Consider the following 19373-nt stretch of genomic DNA (forward strand, 5'->3'; position numbering starts at 1 on the left):
TACCCTGCCTCGTCATGACCTCCGAGATACGCACGGTCGCTGAGGCGGTGGCTGCCCGGTGGGGGGACCATCGGCCGGGGTTGTGGTGCGGGGAGCGAGTCTTCAGTCACCACGAGGTGGCCGGTGGGGCCGCCGCGCGGGCGGCCCTGCTGGACGACCTGCTGCCCGCCGGGGCCGTGCCGCATGTCGGTGTGCTGCTCGACAACACCCCCGAGTTCCCGCTCTGGCTGGGGGCGGCCGCGCTGGCCGGGGCCGCCGTCGCCGGGATCAACCCGACCCGGCGGGGGAGCGAACTGGCCCGTGACATCCTGCACACCGAGTGCCCGGTGCTGGTCACCGAGCGGGCCTGGCTGCCGTTGCTCGCCGGGCTCGAACTGCCCGGTGTGCGGGTCCTCGTCACCGACGAACCGGAGTACGGGGCGCTTCTCGCCCCCTACCTCGGAGCCTTCCCGGACGCCTCCCGGGCCCGCCCCGGCGACCGGATGCTGCTCTACTTCACCTCCGGGTCCACGGGGGCTCCCAAGGCGGCCCTCTGCTCCCAGGGGCGGCTCACGGCGGCCGGGCACTCGCTCGTGGCGCAGTTCGGGCTGGGCGCCGACGACGTGCACTACGTCTGCATGCCGATGTTCCACGGCAACGCCGTGATCGCCGACTGGGCACCCGCGCTGGTGACGGGCGCCGGGGTGGCGCTGCGCCGGCGGTTCTCGGCGTCGGGGTTCCTGGCCGACGTGCGCCGCTACCGGGCCACCTACTTCACCTACGTCGGCCGCGCGGTGCAGTACGTCCTCGCCACCGAGCCGCGCCCCGACGACCGCGATAACCCGCTGCGGCTCGGGTTCGGGACGGAGGCCGGGGCCGTGGACGCGGCGGCCTTCGAGGAGCGGTTCGGGGTGCGGCTGGTCGAGGGGTACGGGTCCTCCGAGGGCGGGGCGGCCGTCCAGTGGTCGCCGGGGACACCGGCCGGGGCGGTGGGGCGGGCGGCACCCGGTCTCGTCGTGCTCGACCAGGAGTCGGGCCGGGAGTGCCCGGCGGCCGTCTTCGACTCCGGCGGGCGGCTGCTCAACGGGGAGCAGGCGATCGGGGAGCTGGTGAACCGGGCGCCGAACCCCTTCGAGGGGTACTGGCGCAACCCGGAGGCGGAGGCCGAGCGGCGGCGTGGGGGGTGGTACTGGACCGGGGACCTGTTCTACCGGGACGCGGACGGCTACCTGTACTTCGCGGGCCGGACCGACGACCGGATCCGGGTCGACGGGGAGAACCTGGCCGCCGCGGTGATCGAGAACATCCTGGCCCGCTACGAGGGGGCGGACGCCGTCGCCGTGTACGGGCTGCCGGACCCGGTGACCGGGGACCAGGTGATGGCGACGGTCGCCGGGCGCTTCGATCCGCTGGACTTCGCCGAGTTCCTGCTGGCCCAGCCCGACCTGGGGACGAAGATGGCGCCCCGGTTCGTCCGGGTGGTGGAGCGGATGCCGGTGACGGCCACCAACAAGATCCAGCGGGCCGCGCTGCGCGGGGAGGGGGTGCGGTGCGCCGACCCCGTGTGGTGGCGGCCGCCGGGGGAGCGGACGTACCGCAGGCTGACACCCGAGGACGCCGAAGGGCCCCTCGTTTCCACGAGGGGCCCTTCACCGGTGCGCCGCCAGGGACTCGAACCCCGGACCCGCTGATTAAGAGTCAGCTGCTCTAACCAACTGAGCTAGCGGCGCATGACTCTCGCCGACCGTTCGAACCTCGTTCTCGCGGTGGCGACGAAGAAAATACTACCTGGTCCGCAGGGGTGCTTCCGACCACCGGGACACACCGCGGGGCCGACCCGCCGGACGGGCCCCGGGCGGCCCTAGATGGCGAGGGACAGCAGCAGCGGAGCGGCGCCGCGGTTCAGGGTGTCGGCGGCCTGGCGGAGCCGGTGGGCGTGCTCCACCGGCAGGGACAGGGCCAGGCAGCCCACGGACGAACCGGCGGTGATCGGGACCGCCGCGCAGACCGTGCCGATCGCGTACTCCTGGAGGTCCAGGACAGGCACCGTCGGCGGCTGCGCCTCCAGCCGGGAGAGCAGCAGCTTGTCGCTGGTGATGGTGTGCGAGGTGAGGCGGGCCATCTTGTGCCGGGAGAGGTGGTCGCGGCGGGCGTTGTGGTCGAGCTGGGTGAGCAGGCTCTTGCCGATCGCGGTGGCGTGCGCGGAGGAGCGGAAGTCCACCCACTCGTTGACCGCGGGGGTGCCCGGGCCGGCCGCGCAGGCGCCGATCCGCACCTCGCCGTCGACGTACCGGCTGAGGTAGACGGCGGCGCCGACCGAGTCGCGCAGCCGGTCGAGGGTGCCCTGGAGCTGCTCGCCGAGGGCCCGCTCCCGGTCGTGCGCGGAGCCGAGGCGGCGCAGGGTCTCGCCGGTGACGTAGGCGCCGTCGGCGACCTGCTCGACATAGCCCTCGCGGCGCAGCATGCGCAGCAGCCCGGTCAGCCGGTCGGGGTCCAGGCGGGTCACGCGGGCCAGCTCGGTGTCGGTGACGCCGGCGGAGCGCCGTGCCACGGTCTCCAGGACACGCAGGGCGTCCTGGGCGGAGTGATACGGGGCGGTCGGCTCGTGCTTCAGCGCCACGGTGGTCCCCCTGCGCTCGCTCGGCACTTCTACGGTCTGGCCGCGGTCCGGATGCCGGATCGTCTCCAGGGTAACGGCCAAGCGGCCGAAGCGGAGGGGGTGTTGGCGAGATTCCGGCGCTCCCAACTGCGACGAAAGCCCTCTGGCATATGCCAGCGGAATGACCCGACCGCCGGACCTCGCCTGATCGTGCGTTCACTTCCTGTAGCCACGGGACTGCGTTGGGAAACTTTTACGGTGGGGCGATGGAAATATCTACAGCACGGCGCTCAGGAACTCCCGGGTCCGCTCCTGCTCGGGGTCGCCGAAGATCTGCTCCGGCGGACCCGCCTCGATGATCCGGCCCGAGTCGAACATCAGGACCTGGTCGGAGATGTCCCGGGCGAAGTTCATCTCATGGGTCACGCAGAGCATCGTGATGTCGGTGGTGCGGGCGATGTCCCTGAGCAGGTCGAGCACGCCCGCGACCAGCTCGGGGTCGAGCGCCGAGGTCACCTCGTCGAGGAGCAGCACCTTGGGCCGCATGGCCAGCGCCCGGGCGATCGCGACCCGCTGCTGCTGGCCGCCGGAGAGCTTCGTCGGCCGGGCGTCGGCCTTGTCGGCGAGGCCCACCAGGTCCAGCAGCTCCCGGGCGCGCGCCTCCGCCTCGTCCTTGGACAGGCCGAGCACGGTGACCGGGGCCTCGGTGAGGTTGCGCAGCACGCTCATGTTCGGGAACAGGTTGAACTGCTGGAACACCATCCCGATCCCCTTGCGGACCTCCCGCAGCTCCTTCTCCGACGCCGGGAAGAGCCGCTGCCCGTCGACGGTGATGGTGCCGGTGTCCGGCTTGGTCAGGGTCATCAGCAGCCGCAGGATCGTGGTCTTGCCGGAGCCGGAGGGCCCGATCAGGGTGACGTGCCGGCCCGCCCGCACGCTCAGGTCGAGACCGTCCAGGACGGTGTTGTCCCCGAACCGCTTGGTGATCCCCTCCAGGCGGACGAGGTCGGCGGACGCCGTACCGGCCGTGGCCGTCTGCTGTTCGGTCTGCTTGCTGGTCTCAACGGACAAGGCGACGCTCCAGGGTGCGCAGGAGAAGGGAGGCGAGGTAGGAGATGACGATGAAGGCGACGCCGATCACCGTCACCGGCTCGGTGAACTGGAAGTGCTGCTGGGAGAAGAGCCGCGCCTGGCCGAGCATCTCCAGCACCGTGATCGACATCAGGATCGGGGTGTCCTTGAGCATCGAGATCACGTAGTTGCCGAGCGGCGGCACCACCCGGCGCAGGGCCTGCGGCAGGATCACCACGGTCCAGGTCCGCCGGGCCGGCAGGCTGAGCGCCGTCGCCGCCTCCCACTGACCGGCCGGCACCGCCTCGATCCCGGCCCGGTAGACCTGCATGGTGTACGTCGAGTAGTGCAGGCCGATCGCGAAGACACCGGTGGTCAGCGCGGAGAACGTCAGGTCCCACTCGGGCAGCACGTAGAACAGAAAGAACAGCTGCACCAGCAGCGGGGTGTTGCGCACGAACTCGGTCACCACCCCGACCGGCCAGCGCACCCACCTGGTGGGCGCCCGCAGCAGCAGCGTCCACACCAGCCCCAGGGAGAACGAGATCAGCGAACCGAGGACCAGTGCCTGCAGGGTGACCAGCAGGCCGTCCCACAAGTACGGCATGAACCCGCTGACGGCACTCCAGTCCCACTTCACGCCACACCACCGACCCCGGTCGTCTCCTTGCGCTCGGCCGTCCGCGCCGCACGCTCGTTCCCCACGTCCTTGCCGATCCCGGCCTTCAGCCGCTTCTCGAGACCGCGCATCAGCCGGGTGATGACGAACGCGATCACGAAGTAGATGACCAGCAGGTACGTGTAGATGTGCGCGCTCTCCTGCAACGCCAGCCGCACCAGGTTCCCGCTGAACGCCAGGTCGCCCATGCCGGTGATCGACACCAGCGCGGTGCCCTTGAGCAGCTCGACGAGCAGGTTGCAGTACGACGGGATCATCTCCGGCACGGCCTGCGGCAGCAGGATCAGCCGCAACCGCTGCCAGGGCGTGAAGTTGAGCGCGATCCCGCCCTCCCGCTGCGCCGGGTCGACCGCGTTCAGCGCGCCGCGCACGATCTCCGCGCCGTACGCGCCGTACGTCAGCCCGAGCGCGAGGGTGCCCGCCCACAGCGGCACCAGCTGCCAGCCGAAGGCGACCGGCAGCACGAAGAACACCCAGAAGATCATCACCAGCGCCGAGGTGCCGCGGAACACCTCGGTGTAGAGCCCGGCGAGGAACCTCACGACCCAGCGCCGGTTGGTCCGCGCCACGCCCACCACCAGGGCGACGGCCGTCATCAGCAGCCCGCTGAGCACCAGCAGCTGGAGGGTCGTCCAGGTGCCCCTGAGCACGAGTTCCCACAGTCCGGAGGTCATCCGCGCTTGCCTCCCCCGCACAGCTCCTTCGCCGTCAGGTCGGTCATCTCCGCCTGGGTGAAGCCGAACGGCCGCAGGATCCGCAGCAGTTCGCCGCTCTTCTTCAGCTTGCGCAGCTCCACGTTGAAGGCGTCCCGCAGTCGCGTCTCCGCCGACCGGAACGCGAACGCGCCCCCGTCGATCGCCGGCTTGCCGCCCACGAGCGGCGCGAACGGCCTGGTCCCCTCGGCCTTGGCGGACTTCTTGACGACCTCGCGGACGGTGACCGCGGTCCCGGCGAACACGTCGACCCGTCCCGCCTCCACCGCGTTCAGCCCGGCGACCTGGTCGGGCACGATGAGGATGTCGCTCTGCTTGTACCCGGCCTCGACCGCGTGCTGGATCTGGGCGTAGCCCGTCCCCGTGGCGAACTTGGCCTTCTTCGCGACGACGTCCCGGTAGTCGCGCAGTCCCTTGGGATTGCCCTTGCGCACCACGAACGAGTCGAGCATCTGGTAGTCGGGATCGGCGAAGATGACCTGCGCGCACCGCTCCGGGGTGACGTACATCCCGGCGGCCACGACATCGAACTGCTGCGAATTCAGTCCGGGAATCAGCGAACCGAACTCGGTGGGCACCGGCTGCACCTGCCCGACCCCGAGCCGCTTGAAGACGGCCTCGGCCAGCTTCGGTGCCTCACCGGTCAGCCGGCCGTTCCTGTCGATGTACCCGAAGGGGATCTCACCGGCGATCCCGAGTCGTACGACACCCTGGGCGCGCAGGCGTTGCAGCAGGTCACCGCCGTTGCTGGGGGACGCGGTGGCCACCCGCGTGCACCCGGCGGCGAGTGCGCCGACGGCGGCGACACCCGCGAGCACCGCCCGCCGAGAATGTCTGAATTCATACCCGGATATGTCTGTATCGTTGCCGTGTGGTGGAGCCATGGCGGCGCGGCTACCCGAGTCCAGCCGACTTATGCGCCATGGATTGCACAGGCAATCGGCGCATGGGAGCCCGCCGTTCGCCGCGGAGCGGATCGCTCCCGGGTTCAGTGCCCGGGCACGTATCCGCGTTTCTTGTCGACCACGTTCGGCAGGGATCTGCCGGCCGCCCAGCGCTCGTACAACTCCACGAACTGGACGCCCAGTTCGTCGCGCCAGCCGACCGCGTCGCCGCTCATGTGCGGGGAGACGACCAGGCCCGGCACCTCCCACAACGGACTGTCCGCGGGGAGCGGTTCGGTGGCGAGGACGTCCAGGGCCGCGGCGGCGATCCAGCGTCTGCTGAGCGCCTGGACGAGCGCGTCCTCGTCGACGAGCCCGCCCCGGCCGACGTTGATGAAGCAGGCCGACGGCTGCATCACCCCGAAGCGGTGCGCGTCGAACATGCCGTGCGTCTGCTCGGTCAGCGGGGCGGCGGCGATCACCCAGTCCGCCCGGGACATCAGCCGGTCCAGGTCGTCCGGGCCGTGGACGCCGGTCCGCGGCACCCGGCCGACCAGCGCGGTCGTGACGCCGAGCGCCTTCAGGGTGCGGACGATCGCCCGCCCGATCGGCCCGGAACCGACCACGCACGCGCGCGTGCCCGCCACCCGGCGGCCCTCGCGGTGCCGCCAGGTTCGCTCCCGCTGCAGATCGAGGGTCCGCGGCAGGTCCTTGGCGACCGCCAGCACCAGCGCGGCCACGTACTCGGCGACCGGCTGGTCGAAGACCCCGCGCGCGTTGGTGACGACCGTGTCGGACGCGACCAGCTCGGGACACAGCAGATGGTCGACGCCCGCGCTCGCCGTGTGCACCCAGCGCGGCCTCGGCCCCTCACCGGGCCAGGCCTCGCGGACCGCGTGCGAGGTGAAGTCCCAGACCAGGAGGACGTCGGCGGCCGGCAGCCGGGCGGCGAGCCCCGCCGCGTCGGTGTGCACGATCCGGGCGCGGCCGGTGAGCCGGCCGAGCCGGGGCGGCGGGTCGGCGTCGAGGACCAGCACGGTGGGCACAGGCGGCGTCATGCGGGGCGGCCTCCCGGCGTCCGGCGGCGTCTGACACAGGCGGATGGAACGTCTGAGATGCGCGGATCGCCCACGCTCGCACCCGAACCCGCCCACGTCAACACGGGGGTACCGGCAGCCGTGACCCCCACCGCGGGCCCCCTCCTGTCGGCCAACCAGGTCACGATGTGGGCGGCGCCGCGCAGGGTGGGTACCCGAGCGGTGGGGCCCCGGCGGCCCGTACCGCCGGAACGACAGCAGGAAGGGTGGACATGACAGCGCTCGGACTCCTCTACCCGGGGCACTCCGCCGAGGACGACTACCCGCGTATCGAGCAGCTCCTCGGCAGCGACATCCGGGTGGACGTCGTCCACACCGACCCCGGCGAGGACGCCCACGGGGTGGACACGCTGCGCTCGACGGGTTCCGCCGACCGGCTCGCCGCCGGGGTGGCGGAGCTGCGGCTCGCGGGCGCGGACGCGGTGGTGTGGGCGTGCACCAGCGGAAGCTTCGTGCACGGCTGGGAGGGCGCCCAGCAGCAGGTCCGCGCCCTCGCCCAGGCGGCCGGGCTGCCGGCGTCGGCGACGCCCTTCGCGTTCGTGCACGCGGCGCGGGAGCTCGGGGTGCGACGGGTGGCGGTCGGCGCGACCTACCCGGACGACGTGGCCCGGCTCTTCGCGGAGTTCCTGCGGGCCGGCGGCCTGGAGGTGACCGGCGTGCACGCCTCGGGGACCGCCACGGCGGCCGAGGCGGCGACGTGGGGGGAGGCGGAGGTCCTCGCGCTGGCGCGCACCGCGGACGCGGGCGACGCCGAGGCGGTGCTCCTGCCGGACACGGCCCTGCACACGGCGGCGCACCTGCCCCTGCTGGAGAAGACGCTGTCCAAGCCGGTGCTCACGGCGAACCAGGTGACGGTGTGGGAGGGGCTGCGCCTGGCGGACCGCCGGGTGAACGCTCCCGCACTGGGCACGCTGTTCACCCGCGAACCGGTCGTGCAGATGTGAGGACACGCGGCCGGCCGGCTGACCGGGGCGGTTCAGGGAGAGAACGGCTGTGCCGCGCGGGCCTGCCCCACCCCGCGGTCCGGTCCCCGGACGAACCGGGCCGTGCGCTCCGCCGGGACGAAGCGGGTGCCCGGACAAGGCCGCCCGGACGGCGGGGCGACCCGCTCGGGGAATACCCGGAGGGGTTCCCGTGTTTGCCGCTTCGACCGTACGACGTACACATCAGGAGGCCGAAGTGGCGGCAGGCGAGATCCGAGGCGAGGCACACGGGACCGCCCCCGTGCCCCTCTCCGTACTGGACCTGGTGACCGTCGGCACCGGCAGCACCGCCACCGACGCCCTGCGCACCAGCGTCGCGCTCGCCCGGCTCGCCGAGGCCCGCGGCTTCCACCGGTACTGGGTCGCCGAGCACCACTCGATGCCCGGCGTGGCCTCCTCCTCGCCCGCCGTGATCCTCGCCCACCTCGCCGCCCACACCGAGCGCATCCGGCTCGGCTCGGGCGGCGTCATGCTGCCCAACCACGCCCCGCTCGTCATCGCCGAGCAGTTCGGCACCCTGGAGGCCATGGCCCCGGGACGGATCGACCTGGGCCTCGGCCGGGCGCCGGGCACCGACGGCGCCACCGCCGCCGCGCTGCGCCGCACCCAGACCCTCAACGAGGGCGCCGACGACTTCCCGCAGCAGCTCGCCGAGCTCACCCGGTTCCTGGACGACGACTTCCCGGACGGCCACCCCTACCGGCGGATCCACGCCATCCCAGGACCCGTCCAGAGCACCACTCCGGGCGGCGTGCAGTCCCCGCACCGGCCGCCGGTCTGGCTGCTCGGCTCCTCCGGGTTCAGCGCCCGGCTGGCCGGCATGCTCGGGCTGCCGTTCGCCTTCGCGCACCACTTCTCCGCGCAGAACACCATCCCGGCTCTGGACCTGTACCGGGAGTCCTTCACCCCGTCCGACGTCCTCGACGCGCCCTACGCCCTCATCGGCGTCTCCGTCCTCGCGATGGACGACGAGCGCGAGGCCCGCCGCCAGGTGCGGGCCGGCGCGCTGAACATGCTGCGGCTGCGCACCGGACGGCCCGGCCTGTTCCCCGACCCGGACGACGCCGACCGGCACGAGTTCTCGCCCATGGAGGAGGAGTTCGTACACTCCTGGACGTCGAACATCGTGCACGGCACCCCCGACGAGGTCCGCGCGGGCCTCGACGACCTCCACAAGCGCACCGGCGCCGACGAGCTGATGCTCACCTCGCACGCCCACCGCGGCGAGCTGCGGCTGCGCTCCTACGAACTGGTCGCCGACGCCTACGGGTTGCCGACCGGGGTGTCCGCGTAGCTCCGGCTGTCCAGCAGCTCGGAGATACGATCCGCCGTCACCGGCCGGGAGTAGAGCCACCCCTGGCCGGTGTCGCAGCCGATGTGCCGCAGCCGGGAGGCCTGCGCCGACGTCTCGACGCATTCGGCGGTGACGGTCAGGCCCAGGCGGTGGGCCAGCTGGATCATCGCCTCCACCACGACCTCGTCGGCCGGGTTCGGGCGGTCGCCGGGGTCGTCGTACTGGAAGCCCCGGACGAAGGAGCCGTCCAGCTTGAGGACGGAGACCGGGAGACGGCTGAGGTAGGCGAGGTTCGAGTAGCCGGTGCCGAAGTCGTCGATGGCGATGCGCACCCCCATGTCGCTGAGCGCCTGGAGGGCCTGGAGCGGCCGGCCCGCCGAGCCCATGACCGCGGACTCCGTGAGCTCCAGTTGCAGCAGGTGCGGGGCCAGCCCGGTCTCGGCGAGGGTCTCGGCCACGTCCGCGACCAGGTCGGAGTCCCAGACCTGGCGGACGGCGACGTTGACGCTGACGAAGATCGGCGGTTCGCCGGGGTGGTCGAGCTGCCAGCGGCGGGCCTGGCGGCAGGCGGTGGTCAGGGCCCAGCGGCCGAGCGGCACGATCGAGCCGTCCTCCTCCGCCAGTCCGATGAACCGATTCGGCGTCAGCGTGCCGAACTGCGGGTGGTGCCAGCGGACCAGGGCCTCGACGCCGTTGAGCCGCCCGTCGCCCATGCCCACCAGCGGCTGGTACTCGAGCACGAACTCACCGCGTTCGATGGCGTGCCGGAGGGTGGAGGAGAGCGCCTGACGGGTCACCAGGTGGGCGTTGCGCTCCGGGTCGAAGAGTGTCCAGCGGGCCTTGCCGTCGGCCTTCGCCCAGTACAGGGTCGTGTCGGCGGCCTGCATCAGACCCGTCGCGGTGGTGCCGGCGGCATGGCGTTCCACCACCCCGATCGACGCCGACAGCGACAGCCGCTGCCCGGCCAGGTCGAACGGGGCCTGGAGCGCGGCCAGCGCCGACTCGGCGAGGTCCGCGAGCTGTTCGGTGCCCGTGGAGTCCTCGACCAGCAGGGCGAACTCGTCGCCGCCGAGCCGGGCCACCAGCGGCGCCCCGGCGCGTGCGCAGCCGGCCTCGTCGGCGATCCTGGTCAGCCGCTCGGCGACGGCGGCCAGCAGCCGGTCGCCGACCCGGTGGCCGAGGGTGTCGTTGACCGCCTTGAAGCCGTCCAGGTCCAGGTAGCACAGGCCGATCCGGCCGGTGCCGCTCTGCTCGTACGACTCCGCCTCCAGGGCCGCCGACAGCCGTTCGAAGAACAGCGTCCGGTTGGGCAGCCGGGTCACCGGGTCGTGCATCTGCAAGTGGCGCAGCCGGGCCTGGAGTTCACGGCGGTCGTTGATGTCGGTGACCGACATCAGGACCCCCGGCGCTCCCTTGGCCAGCGGGGCGATGCTCACCTGGACCCAGACCGAGTGGCCGTCGGGGTGCTTCAGCCGCCGGGTGCAGCGCAGCTTGGCCTGCCGGCCGCGCAGCACCTCCCGGTAGGCGTGCCAGGAACGGGCGTCGGAGGCCAGATCCACCAGATCCGCGGCGACCCGCCCGGTGAGGCCGGCCCGGTCGGCGCCGATCAGGGTGGCGAACGCCTCGTTGGCGGCGCCGACCAGGCCTTCGCCGTCGACCACGACCATGGGCAGCGCGGCGGCCGAGAAGGCGTACTCGTAGGTTTTCAGTTCTGTCGTCTCGTACGACTTCCGATAGGTCTTGTCACTGTCTGTGACGGCGGACCGGTCGAGGTCTGCCGCGGGCGTCGGCCCTTCGGACGTTCCGCTCACCGCTCGCTCCCGCAGTGCACTCGATCTCTGTCCGTGCAGGAAAGTGTGCCGATCATAGAGGCTGGCCCGAGGGCCTTCCAGCCACTGTCCAGTGTCCCCGATGAACCGGTGGTTCTGACAGATCGTTTCTGCCCGCACCTGGACGGGTTCTTGAGTCGCCCGATCACTTGTGACGTTCCGTGAGTATGTCGGGGTGTCGGCCGTTCGGGTCGCTCCCCGGCGAGCAGGGGGTTCCTCACCCTTCTGGTGCAGATAAACAGGTCATAACGCGACAAATGCCCGCAATCTGGGTGCGGTGTCCCGCGAACCGCCCCCGGAGGTCCTTCCGTGCCGCGTCTCCTGCTGCGCAGCAGCGCCGCCGTCCTCACCACGATGACGGCGCTCGTCGCGACGACGATCCTGACCGGGCCGTCGGCCGCCGAGCCGTTCTCCACGGCTCCCTGCGCACTGCCCCGCACGGACGCGCACCACTCCGAGGGTGTCGACACCTGGAACCCCGACTACACCCGCCCGACCCGCCCGCTCTCGGCCGTGATGGTGTTCCTCTCCTTCCCGGACGCCACCCCCCGCACCACCCCCGCGGAGCTCACCGCCGACCACTTCCCGGCCACCAGCCGCTTCTACGAGCAGGCTTCCTACGGGAAGTTCACCATCCGCCCGCACCCGCTCGGGCGCTGGCTGAAAATGCCCCGCCCGTCGGTCGCGTACGGCATACAGCGTGACTGGAGCATGCCACTACGGGCCGCCTACCTGCGGGACGCGTTCGCCGCGGCCGACCCGGTGGTCGACTTCTCGCGCTACGACATCGTGTACTTCGTCGCCGACCCGGACGCGCCCGGTGTCGACTCGGACGCCACGAAGGTGGTCAATCTGGACACCCCCGCGCACGTCGACGGCACGGACGTACGGCGGGTGGTCACCGTCTTCGAGAAGCATCCGCCGGACCGGCTGGTTCTCGCCCATGAGACCGGGCACCTCTTCGACCTCCCCGACCTCTACCACCGGCCGGAGGACGGCAAGGGCGACTGGGACACCTATGTCGGCGACTGGGACCTGATGGGCAGCCAGTTCGGCCTCTCGCCGGACTTCTTCGCCTGGCACAAGTGGAAGCTGGGCTGGCTGGATCCGCGCCAGGTGGTGTGTGTACGGGGGGCCGGGCCGACCCGGCTGACCCTGGAGCCGCTGTCCGCCGGGCCGGGGGTGCCGCAGCAGGGGCCCGAGGGCGCTCCGGCCTTCGGGCTCGGCGGCGGCACCAAGCTGGCGGTGGTGCGCACCGGTCCCGACAGCGCGCTGGCCTTCGAGGCGCGGGGCGCGACCGGCAACGACGGCACGGCCTGCCGGCAGGGCGTCCTGGTCTACCGGGTCCGGGACGAGACGGCTTCCGGCGGCGGCCCGATCGAGGTGGTCGACGCCCATCCGCGCACCGAGGCCTGCTGGGAGAACTCGGTCTACCCGCCGCTGGCCGACGCCCCGGTCGCGCTCGGGGAGAGCTTCACGGTGCCCGGGGACGGGGTGAAGGTGGAGGTGGAGGGACGCACGGCGTCCGGCGCCTGGAACGTGAAGATCACCCCGAGGGAGCTGGCCTAGGGCTGTGACCGGAGGTACACGAACGGATGGGCCAAGCTCCAGGAGCTTGGCCCATCCGTCCTCTACTTCGCGTGCGCCGCCAGGGACTCGAACCCCGGACCCGCTGATTAAGAGTCAGCTGCTCTAACCAACTGAGCTAGCGGCGCCTGCTGACGTCGTAGACCTTAGCATCCTGATCGGCGGGAGGAAAAATCGATATGCGTACGGTCGAGCGGGCCGCCCGCACCGCCGCCCAGAGCAGGATCTCGGGGCCGGGGAGCCAGGGGTGCCGGGTGTCCGGGGCGACCAGCCAGCGGGCGCCGGCCGGAGCGGGGGAGCGGTCGCCGTTCAGGGCCGGGACGGTCACCGCGTCGCCGGTCCCGTGGCACAGCAGCGGCGGTACGGGCCGGCCCCGGCCGCACCACTCCTCCCAGTCCAGCAGCGCGGGCAGCCGGGCGGCGGTGCCGGGGGCGGCGAACAGGAGCATCCGGCCCCGGAACACCGCGACAGGGCCGGAGCCCGGGCCCTCGTCCCAGAGCCGGTCGAGCATGCGGCGGCCGTGGATCACGGGGGTGTTCACCACGTCGAACGCGGTACCGCAGGGCAGGACGACCGGAGCGTCCGGATGCTCCTCCCACAGGGCGAGCGTGCTCCGCGGATACGTTCCTGCGGAGGCGAGCCAGGCGGCTCCCTCGGAGGTGACCCCGGCCGCGTCCTCGCCTGTCGCCGGGCCGCCGGGAAAGGTCTCGTGCGGTGTGCTGCTCATAGGGATGTGATACGCCTCGTGAGCGCCCGCTCGCCGCGAGTTGCCGGAAACCGGTACGGGCCGGGGCGCGACGGAGTATCTTGCCCGCCTGGCATATGCCCCGGAGGTGTACCGCCGGCTATATCGACCCGGCCGGCTCCGTCCCTTCCGTCCCCTTCAGCAGGTCCCGGCCGAACTCGACCATCTTCTTCGCGTAGTCCTCGGTCCAGCCGGCCCGCTCGGCGATGCCGGCCGGGGTGAGACGGTCGAAGCGGCGCGGGTCGGCGAGCTGGGCGGCGGCCATGGCCTGGAACTCCACCGCCCGGTCGGTGGCCACCCGGAACGCCAGGGTCAGCTCCGTCGCCCGTGCCAGCAGCGTCCCGGGATCGTCGATCGACTCCAGCCCGAAGAAGCGCTCCGGGTCGGCGACCGCTTCCACGGGCTCGAAGAGCAGGGGCGCGGGGCGTAGCCGCGGTTCGTTCGGTCGCGGCGTGGGCTCCGGCATGTTTGGTCCTCCTCGTAGGGTCCGACGGCACGTTCCGATGGCCACCGTCCATTGTCTCGCGCCCGCGCAAGCCCACCCCAGGGCCGCCGACTCACGCTGCGTACGCCCGCCCGGGCCGGTCAGGCCCGCCACACCACCCGGTGTTCGGTGAGGTGGGCCAGGACGGCGTGGTTCGCCTCCCAGCCGTCCGGGCTGTGATCATCGGCCGCCTCCGGCGGCGTGCCGGACTCCGTCCGGCGAGGGGGCGGCGCTGAGCCGGGTGTCCGCCGGACGGGTGCCCGGTGCCTCGATCACGGCCGCCACACCACCCGGTGTTCGGTGAGGTGGGCGAGGACCGCGTGGTTCGCCTCCCAGCCGTCCGGGAACTTCACCACCGTGCCCAGCTGGACCGGTTCCGTCGACGGGTAGTCGTCCAGGAGGTCGGTCACGCCCGCGCGGCAGATCATGATGCAGGCGTGGCGGTGCCGGGAGGCCAGGACGCAGAGGCGGCCCGTCTCCAGGTGGAAGGCGGTGGCGTCGGGGCGGCCGGAGAGCGGGTGCAGGACCACCGTCACGTCGTACTCACGCCCTTGGAGACGGTTCGCCGTGTCCACGGTGACGTCCGCCACCCCCAGCTCGGCGAGCGCCGCCCGGACCGCCGCCGCCTGGTCGCGGTGGGCCGTGCCGACCGCCACCCGGTCGGCGGTGAGCGGCGTCGGCTCCGGTGCCCGCTCGGAGACGGCCGCGCCACCCCGGTCGAGCAGCCGCCGCACCACCGTCGCCACCGCCCGCACCGCCTCCGGGTCGGTGCGCGGGGTGTGCCGGGCGGGCAGCTCCAGCAGGCCCCAGCCGGACTCCGCCGCCTCGTCGATCACCCGGTCGGGGCCGGAGCCGTCGGAGGGGACGGCGAAGGAGAGCCGGCGGTCACCGGGTCCGGTGCCGCTGCGGAACGGCGTGTACGGGTAGAACGCGCCGGAGACCAGCGGGGCCGCGGACGCGGGCAGCCGCCAGGACACCGGGAGGCGGTGCTGGGGAAGGTTCGGGTTGTGCGCGAGGAGCGTCGAGACGGCGGACCCCGAGGGGTCGTACGACAGGCCCGCCCACTGCTCGCCCCCGACGATCGAGAACGGGTCCAGCTGGCCGGGGTCGCCCACGAACAGCGCCCGTTCGAACAGCCCGGCCACCGCGAGCAGCGAGTCCGAGCGCATCTGGTACGCCTCGTCGACGATCGCGTGCCGCCAGGGCTCGTCCACCGTGACGTGCGCCCACTTCGCGGCCGTGGACAGCACGACCGGCGTCTCGCGCAGATCGGCCGCCTTCGCCGACTTGCGGACGTTGGGCAGGTCGTCCAGCGCCTTGTCGTACGGGTCGGCGTCACTGCTGTGCAGCCGGCCCACGGGCAGCTCCGGGTTCTTCTCGGCGAGGCGCAGGACCAGGTCGTCGACCTGGGCGTTGGTCTGCGCGACCACCATCAGCGGGCGCCCCGCGTCGGCTAGTTCGAGCGCCGCGCGGACCACGAGCGTGGACTTCCCCGCGCCCGGCGGGGAGTCCACGACCACACCCCGGTCGGTGCCGTGCAGGGTGTCGTGGAGGATCGCGGCGGTGGCGCGGGCGGCCTCGGCGCCCGGGTCGAAGGCCGTGGTCGTCACAGGACGTCCTCCTGGGTCATCGCGTCGGCCGGCTCCGGCACGCCCTCGCCCGGCGGGCCGCCGTGCGTCCACGGGGTCGCCTCCGCGTCGGGCAGCTTCGCCCCGCCGCGCTGCTCGTGCTCGAACAGGGTGAGGGTGAGCCGGTCGCCCTTCTCCGGGACCGATCCGGGCTCCGGTTCCTTCCCCCGGCCCATCTTGTCCAGCACCCGCAGCACGACGACCCCCTCGCCCTCGTACCCGACGAACTCCATCGACTGCGGCTTGCCGCCCAGTGAGCGGTACGTCCGCACGCGCTCGGCCAGCTGCGGCCGGTCCTCCGTGCGCACGGTCACCAGCGGGCGCGGACTGGGCCGCTTGCCTTCGCTGTACGCCATGACGACGTCGAGGACCTCGCCCGCGAACGCCTCCCCGGCCAGCCGCCGTCCGGCCATCACCAGAGGGTCGTCGAGGGCCTCCTGGGCGTCGAGCCGGGCCTGTTCCCGCTCGCGGGTGGCCAGCTTGCCGGCCGCGGTGACCGCGTCGTCCCGGCGCGGCTGCGGCGGCTCACCGGCCAGCACCCGGTCCCGGTGCCCGGTGAAGGACCAGCGGTCGCGCGTCCAGCGCTCCTCGACCCGGGCCCCCTCCGGCAGCCGGCGCAGCAGGTCCAGGCCGTGCCACACCGCGTCCCAGGTGGGCCGGGTACGGCTCTCGACCAGGTCGCGGATCTCCCGCTCGGCCGCGGTGAGGATGCCCAGCCGGGCGTCGGCCTGCAGGCCGTCCTCGGCGGTGGCCAGGGCGGTGCGGGCGCGGTCGTAGCGCTCGAAGGCGGGCGCGAGCAGTCTGTTGTCGAACGCCGGGTCGGTGGCGGGGCCGGCCGGCGGGCACAGCAGCTGCCCGTCCGCGTCCCGCGCGAGCTCGGCCGTGCGCGCGGCCGCCGCGCCCGTGCTGCCCCGCGGAGGGTCGATCCAGGCGAGCAGCGCGCCCAGGTGCTGGTCCTCGATGCCGGACTGACCGGTCGCCCAGTGCCGGGACAGCAGGTCCGTCATGGCGAGCAGCAGGGAGGAGCCGGGGACCCGGGCGCGCTCCCCGAAGTGGGTGAGCCAGCGGCCGAGCAACGGCACCCGGGGCGGCGCCGGGAAGGGCGCCTCGGGGTCCTGCTCCGCCGTGCGCCGAAAGCGCATCGAGCGGCCCAGCAGCCGTACGTACTCGATGCCCGCGCGGCCGGGGACGATCAACTGCGGCGCGTCCGCGCACAGTTCGACCTCCACCTTGATCCGCTTGCCGGTCTCCGGGTCGGTCTCGGTGCGCTCGGCGGCCTCCACGGACCCGGCGTAGGAGTCCAGGTACGGCAGGACCACGTCGGCGAGTTCGGCGAGGAACGCGAACCGCAGGTCGCGGTCGCGCGGCTGCGGTACGACCAGCAGGCGCGGGGCGTCCCGGTCGGTGCCGACGAGGGCGCCCAGCGGGGCACCGGCCTCGCCGGAGGTGGTGAGCGGCACGAAGACCAGCGGTTGCCCGGAGAGGTGCCGGTGGCGGACGGTCGCGGCGGGTTGCGCGGTGCCCGTGCTCACGGCTTCCAGCCGGGCGAGGGTGGTGATCAGGGACACGCGGCCCCCTGGAGGGCCTCGGCCCGCAGGGCCGCCGCGCGGCGCAGGGCCGCGACCGCCGGGTCCCCGGGGTCACCGCTCTCGCCGCGCGCCGCCGACAGCACCTCCTCGACGGTGGTCAGCCCGCCCAGTTCGGCGCGGACCGCGCGGCCCAGCGCGGTGACCTCGTCGGCCGCGCGGGAGCGCTGCCGGCAGTGGAAGGCCAGTTCGCAGGCGGACAGGCACTCCGGCGCGTAGGTCGCCGGGACGGCCGCCACGGCCGCCGTGAGCTGCTCGGCCGGCAGGTCGGGGGCGAAGCAGGTGCCTTCCGGGAGCGCCTCGGCGATCTCCTCGATCCGGGTGAGCCGGTCCAGCTGGCGGGCGGTGACCGCACGCTGCTTGCGGACGTCCACGGCGGCGGCGGTGGGCAGGTTGGAGAAGTCCTTGGGGCAGACCAGCAGCACGTCGTGGCGCACCCGCGGGGCCGGGTCGAGCCGGGCCGCGACCTCCTCCAGCGCCAGCACGTACACCGCCGCCTGGCGGACCGCCGCGCCCACCTTCGCCGGGTCGGCCGAACCGTCCAGCATCGGGAAGGACTTGATCTCCACGACCGTCCAGCCGCCGTCGGGGTGCACGACCACCGCGTCCGGCTCCAGGAACGCGGGGGAGCCGGCCACCTCCAGGGCCAGCATCGGATGGTCGAGCAGCGTCCAGCCGCCCGCCCCGGCCGCCTCGCGCAGCGCGAGCGCCGTACGGGCCGTACGCCCCTCGGGGCCGATCGCGGACAGGTCGGGCACGGCGGCCCGCTCGGCCGGCTCGGCGCCCGGGTCGAGGTGGGCGCGCACCAGCCGCAGCAACTCCGCGCCGCCGTCCGCCTTCACCTTGGCCTCGAACGCGTTGCCCCGGGTCAGCGCGAACTGCGACTGGCCGAAGGCCGAGGGCGAACCCAGCGCGCTCGCCAGCGCGGTCTTGTCCACCCCGGCGCCGTCCAGGATCGCCCGCCGCCTGCACCCCGGGTTCGCGGCGAGCGCCGCGAGGGCACGCGCGTCGAGGGCCTTGGCGGGGACGTCGGGGCCGCGCAGCTCAGCGAGCCGGTGCCGGAGCGCCGTCCCCCGCGTCTGTGGGGGCAGGGTCCGGCTCGGCTCCGGAGAGGGGCCGGGACTCGCGCTGCGATGGAATTCGCTCACCCGCCGAAGTCTGGCATCCGCCACTGACAACCGGGGAACCCGCGCCCTCCGAGCGGGCCGCGACGAGCGAGGCGCCCGGGACGATCCGGGCCCGGACCAGGTCCGCGACCCGCATCACGGACGGCGCGAGCAGGTAGCCGACGCCCATCACGGCGACGCCCGCGACGGCGTCCAGGAAGTAGTGGTTGGCGGTGCCCATCACGACGATCGCGGTCAGCAGGGGGTAGGCCACCCCGAGCACCTTCGTCAGCCGGCTGTTGCCGTACCGCCACAGCATCACCCCGCACCACAGCGCCCAGCCGCAGTGCAGACTCGGCATCGCCGCGTACTGGTTGGTCATGCCGCCCATCCCGCGCGGGGCGCTGGCCTGGCCGCCCCACCACCCGTACGAGCTGTACTGGGCCATCGTGTCCACGAACCCGTACTTCGCGGCCAGCAGCCGGGGCGGGCAGGTGGGCAGCAGGGTGAAGCCGATCAGGCCGATGAACGTGGACGTCATCAGCCAGGTGCGGGCCCGCCGGTAGATCTCGGCGCGCCTGCGGAACAGCCAGACCAGTATCAGCGGGGTGATCAGGTAGTGCAGTGAGGCGTACCAGAAGTCGGCCGGGACGCCCAGCCACGGCTCGCGCGTGAACAGGCGGTTGAGCGGGTGCTCGGCGTTCAGGCGCAGGTCCTTCTCGATGCGCAGGATCGCCAGGCCGTGGTCGACGGCGTTGGAGGTGTTCCCGCGCGCGAGCAGCCGGCCGGCCGTGTAGCAGCCGTAGACCAGCAGGATCAGCGGCAGCTCGGTCCACCAGCGCAACCGGGTTCGCACAGCCACCTCGGTGCCCGGTTTCTCGGTCTGCGGCATCCGACTGCCTCCCCCTTCTCGTCCTGGCTGCGCGCCGCCCGGCGGGCCGACCGTGACACTTTACGGTGTGCGCACTGCCGCCCCCGCGGGGGCGGCTCAGCCCTCAAAGACGCGGTGGACGCCCGCCGGGTTGCCCGCGCCCGCTGCCCGCCCCGCGCGTTCCCTGCGGGTTCCCGGCGTGGGTGATGATGGAGGTGTCCCGCTTTCCGAACATCTC

At 73.0% G+C, this 19373-nt stretch carries 17 protein-coding genes and 2 tRNA genes; 4 read left to right on the forward strand and 15 right to left on the reverse strand.

The window, feature by feature from the left end; all coding sequences use genetic code 11:
- The first annotated feature begins 14 nt into the window (after positions 1–14).
- The gene (locus tag AB0G52_RS05770) at positions 15–1670 is read left to right on the forward strand and encodes a long-chain-fatty-acid--CoA ligase (RefSeq protein ID WP_361334062.1); all 1656 of its coding nucleotides are present in this window, start codon (positions 15–17) and stop codon (positions 1668–1670) included.
- On the opposite strand, the gene AB0G52_RS05775 is transcribed toward AB0G52_RS05770, so the two are convergent.
- From AB0G52_RS05775 to AB0G52_RS05805, 7 genes are all read right to left on the reverse strand, one after another.
- A tRNA-Lys gene (locus AB0G52_RS05775) sits at positions 1636–1709 on the reverse strand. The two genes, AB0G52_RS05770 and AB0G52_RS05775, sit on opposite strands and share 35 nt — an antisense overlap.
- 131 nt (positions 1710–1840) lie before the next feature.
- Positions 1841–2599 carry an IclR family transcriptional regulator C-terminal domain-containing protein gene (locus AB0G52_RS05780; RefSeq protein WP_361334459.1) on the reverse strand — a complete coding sequence of 253 codons (759 nt, stop codon included), beginning with the start codon at positions 2597–2599 and terminating at the stop codon, positions 1841–1843.
- A gap of 255 nt (positions 2600–2854) precedes the next feature.
- Complete coding sequence (gene ehuA / locus AB0G52_RS05785) at positions 2855–3574, reverse strand: ectoine/hydroxyectoine ABC transporter ATP-binding protein EhuA (protein ID WP_361334462.1); 720 nt, start codon at positions 3572–3574, stop codon at positions 2855–2857.
- Between the two features lie 64 nt (positions 3575–3638).
- Positions 3639–4289 (reverse strand): ectoine/hydroxyectoine ABC transporter permease subunit EhuD, encoded by a 651-nt coding sequence (ehuD, locus tag AB0G52_RS05790; RefSeq protein ID WP_361334065.1) that lies wholly within the window; start codon positions 4287–4289, stop codon positions 3639–3641.
- Positions 4286–5002 (reverse strand): ectoine/hydroxyectoine ABC transporter permease subunit EhuC, encoded by a 717-nt coding sequence (ehuC, locus tag AB0G52_RS05795; protein ID WP_361334068.1) that lies wholly within the window; start codon positions 5000–5002, stop codon positions 4286–4288. The genes ehuD and ehuC overlap by 4 nt, the downstream gene beginning before the upstream one ends.
- On the reverse strand, positions 4999–5925 hold the full coding sequence (gene ehuB, locus AB0G52_RS05800) for an ectoine/hydroxyectoine ABC transporter substrate-binding protein EhuB (RefSeq protein WP_361334071.1): 927 nt from the start codon (positions 5923–5925) through the stop codon (positions 4999–5001). The genes ehuC and ehuB overlap by 4 nt, the downstream gene beginning before the upstream one ends.
- Positions 5926–6029: 104 nt before the next feature.
- On the reverse strand, positions 6030–6983 hold the full coding sequence (locus tag AB0G52_RS05805) for a D-2-hydroxyacid dehydrogenase (protein WP_361334074.1): 954 nt from the start codon (positions 6981–6983) through the stop codon (positions 6030–6032).
- 251 nt (positions 6984–7234) lie between these two features.
- Between AB0G52_RS05805 and AB0G52_RS05810 the strand changes: the two genes are divergently transcribed.
- Positions 7235–7966 (forward strand): decarboxylase, encoded by a 732-nt coding sequence (locus AB0G52_RS05810; RefSeq protein WP_361334077.1) that lies wholly within the window; start codon positions 7235–7237, stop codon positions 7964–7966.
- Between the two features lie 235 nt (positions 7967–8201).
- Complete coding sequence (locus AB0G52_RS05815) at positions 8202–9299, forward strand: LLM class flavin-dependent oxidoreductase (protein WP_132890627.1); 1098 nt, start codon at positions 8202–8204, stop codon at positions 9297–9299.
- Here the strand turns inward: AB0G52_RS05815 and AB0G52_RS05820 are convergent.
- The gene (locus tag AB0G52_RS05820; protein WP_132890628.1) at positions 9269–11110 is read right to left on the reverse strand and encodes an EAL domain-containing protein; all 1842 of its coding nucleotides are present in this window, start codon (positions 11108–11110) and stop codon (positions 9269–9271) included. The genes AB0G52_RS05815 and AB0G52_RS05820 overlap by 31 nt on opposite strands.
- Positions 11111–11482: 372 nt before the next feature.
- On the opposite strand from AB0G52_RS05820, the gene AB0G52_RS05825 reads away from it, so the two are divergent.
- On the forward strand, positions 11483–12697 hold the full coding sequence (locus AB0G52_RS05825) for a M6 family metalloprotease domain-containing protein (RefSeq protein WP_165939440.1): 1215 nt from the start codon (positions 11483–11485) through the stop codon (positions 12695–12697).
- A 72-nt stretch (positions 12698–12769) separates the two neighbouring features.
- Here the strand turns inward: AB0G52_RS05825 and AB0G52_RS05830 are convergent.
- The 7 genes from AB0G52_RS05830 to AB0G52_RS05860 all read right to left on the reverse strand — a co-directional run bounded on the left by AB0G52_RS05830 (position 12770) and on the right by AB0G52_RS05860 (position 19156).
- Positions 12770–12843 (reverse strand) — tRNA-Lys (locus tag AB0G52_RS05830).
- Positions 12834–13442, reverse strand: a complete 609-nt coding sequence (locus AB0G52_RS05835) for a bifunctional DNA primase/polymerase (RefSeq protein WP_132890630.1) — start codon at positions 13440–13442, stop codon at positions 12834–12836. The genes AB0G52_RS05830 and AB0G52_RS05835 overlap by 10 nt, the downstream gene beginning before the upstream one ends.
- Before the next feature lie 118 nt (positions 13443–13560).
- Complete coding sequence (locus tag AB0G52_RS05840; protein WP_361334081.1) at positions 13561–13926, reverse strand: hypothetical protein; 366 nt, start codon at positions 13924–13926, stop codon at positions 13561–13563.
- Positions 13927–14216: 290 nt separating this feature from the next.
- Positions 14217–15554 (reverse strand): AAA family ATPase, encoded by a 1338-nt coding sequence (locus AB0G52_RS05845; protein ID WP_361334084.1) that lies wholly within the window; start codon positions 15552–15554, stop codon positions 14217–14219.
- Positions 15551–17140 carry a hypothetical protein gene (locus tag AB0G52_RS05850; RefSeq protein WP_361334087.1) on the reverse strand — a complete coding sequence of 530 codons (1590 nt, stop codon included), beginning with the start codon at positions 17138–17140 and terminating at the stop codon, positions 15551–15553. Before AB0G52_RS05850 ends, AB0G52_RS05845 begins: the two co-directional genes overlap by 4 nt.
- A complete protein-coding gene (locus tag AB0G52_RS05855) occupies positions 17131–18249 on the reverse strand; it encodes a hypothetical protein (protein WP_361334466.1) in 1119 nt (372 codons plus the stop codon). Before AB0G52_RS05855 ends, AB0G52_RS05850 begins: the two co-directional genes overlap by 10 nt.
- Positions 18203–19156, reverse strand: coding sequence for a phosphatase PAP2 family protein (locus AB0G52_RS05860; RefSeq protein WP_132890634.1), 954 nt, complete (start codon positions 19154–19156; stop codon positions 18203–18205). Before AB0G52_RS05860 ends, AB0G52_RS05855 begins: the two co-directional genes overlap by 47 nt.
- Positions 19157–19373 lie beyond the last annotated feature (217 nt).

This window comes from Streptomyces sp. NPDC021562, from assembly GCF_040640875.1.
Classification (GTDB): Bacteria; Actinomycetota; Actinomycetes; order Streptomycetales; family Streptomycetaceae; genus Streptomyces.

What these genes read in the sequence shown, in the direction of transcription:
- AB0G52_RS05770 (WP_361334062.1), top strand. Translation starts at nt 15, where the DNA reads ATGACCTCCGAGATACGCACGGTCGCTGAGGCGGTGGCTGCCCGGTGG.
- ehuC (WP_361334068.1), bottom strand. Translation starts at nt 5,002, where the DNA reads ATGACCTCCGGACTGTGGGAACTCGTGCTCAGGGGCACCTGGACGACC.
- ehuB (WP_361334071.1), bottom strand. Translation starts at nt 5,925, where the DNA reads ATGGCTCCACCACACGGCAACGATACAGACATATCCGGGTATGAATTC.
- AB0G52_RS05805 (WP_361334074.1), bottom strand. Translation starts at nt 6,983, where the DNA reads ATGACGCCGCCTGTGCCCACCGTGCTGGTCCTCGACGCCGACCCGCCG.
- AB0G52_RS05810 (WP_361334077.1), top strand. Translation starts at nt 7,235, where the DNA reads ATGACAGCGCTCGGACTCCTCTACCCGGGGCACTCCGCCGAGGACGAC.
- AB0G52_RS05825 (WP_165939440.1), top strand. Translation starts at nt 11,483, where the DNA reads ATGACGGCGCTCGTCGCGACGACGATCCTGACCGGGCCGTCGGCCGCC.
- AB0G52_RS05835 (WP_132890630.1), bottom strand. Translation starts at nt 13,442, where the DNA reads ATGAGCAGCACACCGCACGAGACCTTTCCCGGCGGCCCGGCGACAGGC.
- AB0G52_RS05840 (WP_361334081.1), bottom strand. Translation starts at nt 13,926, where the DNA reads ATGCCGGAGCCCACGCCGCGACCGAACGAACCGCGGCTACGCCCCGCG.
- AB0G52_RS05860 (WP_132890634.1), bottom strand. Translation starts at nt 19,156, where the DNA reads ATGCCGCAGACCGAGAAACCGGGCACCGAGGTGGCTGTGCGAACCCGG.